The 5,346-nt window shown below is 63.1% G+C and carries 6 protein-coding genes; 4 read left to right on the forward strand and 2 right to left on the reverse strand.

Annotated elements, in window-relative coordinates:
- Positions 1-138: 138 nt before the first annotated feature.
- Complete coding sequence (gene mce / locus DBV08_RS30530; RefSeq protein ID WP_070385161.1) at positions 139-612, forward strand: methylmalonyl-CoA epimerase; 474 nt, start codon at positions 139-141, stop codon at positions 610-612.
- A 40-nt stretch (positions 613-652) separates the two neighbouring features.
- Complete coding sequence (locus DBV08_RS30535; RefSeq protein ID WP_095973766.1) at positions 653-1,696, forward strand: hypothetical protein; 1,044 nt, start codon at positions 653-655, stop codon at positions 1,694-1,696.
- A 7-nt stretch (positions 1,697-1,703) separates the two neighbouring features.
- Here DBV08_RS30535 and DBV08_RS33090 read toward each other — a convergent pair whose 3' ends face one another.
- Both DBV08_RS33090 and nucS read right to left on the reverse strand, forming a co-directional pair.
- Positions 1,704-2,048: an ATP/GTP-binding protein gene (locus DBV08_RS33090; protein ID WP_124569864.1), complete on the reverse strand. Its 345-nt coding sequence runs from the start codon at positions 2,046-2,048 to the stop codon at positions 1,704-1,706.
- A gap of 19 nt (positions 2,049-2,067) precedes the next feature.
- The gene (gene nucS / locus DBV08_RS30545) at positions 2,068-2,742 is read right to left on the reverse strand and encodes an endonuclease NucS (protein ID WP_003945160.1); all 675 of its coding nucleotides are present in this window, start codon (positions 2,740-2,742) and stop codon (positions 2,068-2,070) included.
- A gap of 42 nt (positions 2,743-2,784) precedes the next feature.
- On the opposite strand from nucS, the gene DBV08_RS30550 reads away from it, so the two are divergent.
- Together DBV08_RS30550 and DBV08_RS30555 are read left to right on the forward strand one after the other, a co-directional pair.
- A complete protein-coding gene (locus DBV08_RS30550; protein WP_124569865.1) occupies positions 2,785-4,377 on the forward strand; it encodes an adenylate/guanylate cyclase domain-containing protein in 1,593 nt (530 codons plus the stop codon).
- 142 nt (positions 4,378-4,519) lie between these two features.
- The gene (locus DBV08_RS30555; RefSeq protein WP_124569866.1) at positions 4,520-5,146 is read left to right on the forward strand and encodes a dihydrofolate reductase family protein; all 627 of its coding nucleotides are present in this window, start codon (positions 4,520-4,522) and stop codon (positions 5,144-5,146) included.
- Positions 5,147-5,346: the final 200 nt, after the last annotated feature.

The following is a 5,346-nucleotide window of genomic DNA, read 5'->3' on the forward strand; positions in this document are numbered from 1 at the left end:
GAGCTCCCGCAACAATCACAGAACTGGTCACGATTTCCTCCGGCTGCAAAAGAGACATAGTCGTCGGTTCCGTGCGGCCTAAGAGCCAAGTCACATCCCGACGTGTACTCCTCAAACGGTAGCGCTACCGTGAAAGGTATGACACAGACCTCCCCCAGTTCTGCACTCGCACCTTTGTCGTCCGACCTCGTCGTCGCGATCGATCACGTCGGAATCGCGGTGCCCGATCTCGACGTGGCGATCGCGTGGTACACGCAGCACCTGGGCATGGTGTCGACCCACGAGGAAATCAACGAATCGCAGGGCGTGCGTGAGGCCATGCTCTCCGTCGTCGGCTCCCCCGCCGGATCCACTGCCGTTCAGCTGCTCGCGCCTCTGGACGAGAACTCGACTATCGCCAAGTTCATCGACCGAAGCGGCCCTGGACTGCAGCAGCTCGCCTACCGGGTCACCGACATCGACGCCATCTCCGCCGAGCTTCGCGAGCGCGGTGTTCGGTTGCTGTACGACGCTCCCCGACGCGGTACGGCCAACTCGCGAATCAACTTCATTCACCCGAAGGACGCCGGGGGCGTCCTGGTGGAACTGGTCGAACCCGACGCGAGCCACTAGCAGACCCGACTCCAGCTCGTATGCCAGGTAGATTGTCGCCATGGCATACGAGCAGGACCGCGGTTCGATCCAACTTCCGTTCCAGATCGCACGGAAGGGATACGACCGCGACGAGGTGCGTAACTACTTCGAGCGATTCGACGCGGAGCTGCGAGTTACCGCAGCCGATCGTGATGCTGCCGCTGCGCAGGCCCGTGACCTTGCCAAGCAGCTCGACGATGCACGCGACGACATCGACGACCTCCGCAAGGACGTCGACCGCCTGTCGGTGCCGCCCACCACTGCGGAGGGCATGAGCGATCGCATCAGCCGCATGCTGCGCCTTGCCTCCGACGAGGCCTCCGAGGTGCGCGCGAAGGCCGAGGCCGACGCAGCCGAGATGACCTCCATCGCCGAACAGGACGGCGCCCGCCTACGTGGGCACTACGAGTCGCTGATCGCCGAACTCGAGGACCGTCGCAACGCGATGGAAACCATGCACGAGCAGACCATGGCACAGGCCCGTACCGAAGCCGCGCGCATCGTCGAAGCCGCACAAGCCGAGCGGGATCGACTGGCTGCCGAGTCCGAGGCCAAGCGCACTCAGATCCGCGAAGACTTCGACATATCGATGTCGGAGCGCCGCGCCAAGGTCGTCGCCGCCGTCAACGAACTGGAGTCGTCGAGCAAGGCAGAGGCCGAGCGTCGACTCGCCGATGCGTCGCACGAGGCTCAGCGCAGGCTGCAGGCCGCCACCGATCAGTCCGAGCGCAAGATCGCACACGCAAAAGAACTGACTGAAGAACTGCGTGTTCTCCGTGGCCGAATCCTGGCTCAGCTCTTGGGTATTCGCGGACAACTCGATTCGGTTCCGGCCATGCTCGCATCGGTCAATCGGGAGAGCGAACTCCTCGATTCACCGCCCGCTCCGGTCATCGTCGAAGCCGAGGAAGATCTCGAGATCGAAGACAAGAAAGCCGACGCAGATCCGGTCGACTCAGAACCACGTATCGACGAAGACGACGTACTCGAGGACTCGGACGAGACCAACACCGCCGAGATCGACACCCGCGCCGTCGAGCAGCGAGCCCAGTCCAGGAACTGATCGACGCTCAGGACCACCGTCTGGTCAGGCTGCGAGTTCCGCGGCCTGACCAGCATCCGGTGTGCCAGTGTCGACGTTCGTTCGCGCCACCCGGTTCCGAAGGCCACGTCACCACATGGGCGACGCCGGGCCTGATGTCGTGATCACAACCGGGACACCGGTAGAACTTCGTCGCATTGGAACCGGGTATCGGCCTCACCATGTACATTTCACCGCCCGGCCCGGGTTCCTCCCGGACCAGCGCCCCGCCGAACAACACACCACTGGGTGCCTGCGACTCCGCACTCGAATCCCGAGCACGCCGAGTATCCGTTCGACGGGTTTGCTTCGGCGAAGGTTTGCGGCGCGGCATGGTTCGAGTCTAAACAGCGTCAGAAAAGTCGGAACTCGGTGCTTTCGGTCCCGCGGAGTGCCTCGTAGTCAAGGACCAGGCAACGGATCCCACGGTCGTTGGCCAAAGTCTTCGCCTGCGGCTTGATCTGTTGCGCTGCAAAAACTCCCGTGACCGGCGCGAGCAGCGGATCGCGGTTGAGCAATTCCAGATAGCGCGTCAACTGCTCGACGCCGTCGATCTCGCCGCGGCGCTTGATCTCCACCGCCACCGATGCACCGTCCGCGTCGCGGACCAGAAGGTCGACCGGCCCGATGGCCGTCATGTACTCGCGTCGCACCAACGTGTAGCCGGGGCCGAGCGTCTCGACATGCTCCGCCAGAAGTTCTTGAAGGTGCGCTTCGACACCGTCCTTGATCAATCCCGGATCGAGACCGAGTTCATACGACGAATCGTGCTCGACCTCCTCGAGAGTGATCCGAAGCTCCTCGCCCGCCTTGTTGGTGACGACCCACAGGATGTCGTCGCTGTCTCCGGTGGTCTCGACCAACCAGCACGGCGGACTCATCCAGTTCAGCGGCTTGTACGCCCGATCGTCGGCATGGATGCTGACGGAGCCGTCGGCCTTGACCAACAGCAGTCGTCTTGCGGTAGGGAGGTGGGAGGTCAGGCGTCCCACATAGTCGACACGGCAACGAGCAATAACTAGGCGCACCGGACCACCCTAAGCGATCATTACGACTACTCTCGACACACTATGCAGCGAAGCCGTGTCCCGAGTGCGCCCCTGGGGTCGTGGCTGCTCGGATCCACCGACGAAAGCCCCAGGCGTCGCCGAATCCGCGTCCAGGCACTACTGACTGCCCCTCTCCTGGTCACCAACCTGATCGGAGCGGTGCTGGCGATAGTGCTCGTCGGATTCGTGGTTCCCGGACCCGAGATCATCCACCCCGAATTCGCGTGGATCAACTTTATTGCCGTGCCCGTCTTCATCGGGTGTGTCTTTCTGATCGGACTTCTCTGGGGCACCAAACGCCTCATGCGGGATCTCCGGTGGGCCACCGAGGATCACCGGCCAACCGAGCAGAATCAACGCGCGGCGCTGCGCGGGCCGTGGCGACTGACCCGAGTGCAAGCTGTCCTGTGGACGGCCGCGCTCATCACCTTCACGACCATGTACGGAATCGTCGACCCCGACACCATTCCGAAAGTTCTGTTCACCGTGGCCTTCAGCGGTATCACCACCTGTGCTTTCTGCTACCTGCTCAGCGAGTTCGCACTCCGCCCTATTGCTGCGCGTGCACTCGAATCCGGAGCACCCCGCAAGGCTGCCGTTCTCGGACTGACCGGCCGGACAATCCTCGTCTGGCTGCTCGGAAGCGGAGTCCCCGTCACTGGCTTGATGCTCGTAGCGGTCTTCAGCTTCATCCGACCTGCTTCGTGGCAAGCCCTCGCAATCGCCATCCTCGTCATCGGCGGGATCACCCTGTGTGTCGGACTCGGGCTGACGTACATCAACATTCGATCGGCCGCGGCCCCCATTCGGTCCGTACGACGAGGCATGGAACAAGTCACCCGTGGCGACCTCACCGCGTCCGTCGTCGTGTACGACGGGACCGAACTGGGACTGCTGCAGACCGGCTTCAACCGAATGGCCGAGGGCCTACGCGAGCGCGAGAGAATTCGCGATCTCTTCGGGCGCCACGTCGGACACGAGGTTGCCGCAAACGCGGTTCGCCGCAACCCCGAACTCGGCGGTGAAGAGCGCGACGTTGCCGTTCTTTTCGTCGACGTCATCGGTTCGACCACCATCGCGGCCACCAACTCCCCTACCGCGGTGGTCGCTCTACTCAACCGATTCTTCGACGTCATCGTCGACGAGGTCGATGCACACGGCGGATTCGTCAACAAGTTCGAGGGCGACGCAGCGCTGGCGATTTTCGGAGCGCCGACGACACTCGACGATCACGCCGGCAGCGCTCTTGCCGCCGCCCGCAAGATCCAGCAGCGCCTGCGTGCCGAAGTTCCGGAAGTGAGCGCGGGAATCGGCGTCGCTGCCGGTATTGCCGTAGCCGGCAACGTCGGTGCGCGAGAAAGATTCGAGTACACCGTCATCGGTGATCCCGTCAACGAGGCAGCACGACTGTCCGAGGTCGCAAAGACGGTTCCGGGTAACGTCGCCGCGTCCGGACGGGCGGTGGCCGCTGCGGACAGCGCCGAAGCTGCCCAGTGGTCGATCACCGAGAACATCACCCTTCGCGGCCGCCTCGAACAGACCGAGCTCGCGATTCCGTGCGACGCTTTGGAGTCCGAGGCCGCCCCCTCAGAGTCCGTGCCCGTTCAGCCCTGATCTCACCTCCCCCCCTGAGCGAACGGCACGTTCGGTCGATCCAAGGCGATGAATGCCACGTTCGCTCGATGACTTTCCCTCTTCCCGACGGTCTATATCGGCACAGCGGAAATCCGACGACGCCTGGGAGATGGGTACGACTATGAAACTGACGACCTTTACCATCGTCACTCTCGACGGAGTGATGCAAGGACTCGGTGGGCCGGACGAAGACCGCCGTGGTGGATTCGAGCGGGGCGGATGGTCCGCGCCATTGGTGGACACCGAAGCGATGAATTACCTCGTCCAGGTCTACCAGCGAGCTGACGCCTTCCTGTTCGGCCGACACACCTACGAGATATTCGCCGGATACTGGGGCACGTTCGAGAATCCGGATGTCAACCCCATTGCAAGCGCGTTGAATTCGCGGCCCAAGTATCTTGCGTCGACGACGCTCACCGATCCCCAATGGAAGAACACGACCGCCCTTACAGGTGACACCGCCACAGCGATCGGCGAACTGAAAGCCGTACCCGGCGGTGAGCTCCAGGTGCACGGGAGCGGCAACTTGTGCCGTTGGCTTTTCGCGAACGATCTCGTCGACGAGATGATCCTGCTAATCGTGCCGGTGGTCGTAGGCCAGGGCACTCGACTCTTTCCCGACTCCGGACCGGACATCGCACTCGAACTGGCCGAATCGCAGGCAACTCCGAAAGGCGTGATGATCCAGCGGTACCTGCCCACTGGCCGGCCGAAGTATGCAACAGCCACCGCCGACGGCATCGACTGATCCGGGCAAAGCGCCCGCCGACCTCAGTCGTGCGCCCTGCCCTGATCGTGCGAACGGTACGTTCGGTCGATCTGAGGCGACGGACGTACCGTTCGCTCGCGGTCGGGGGTGGTGTGTGTGGGTGTGTTTTGGGTATGAGAAAGCCCCCCAACCATGACTGGTTGGGGGGCTTCTCTTACGTTGTGTTCGGCGGTGTCCTA

This window comes from Rhodococcus sp. KBW08 (assembly GCF_003852455.1).
Lineage (GTDB): Bacteria > Actinomycetota > Actinomycetes > Mycobacteriales > Mycobacteriaceae > Rhodococcus_F > Rhodococcus_F baikonurensis.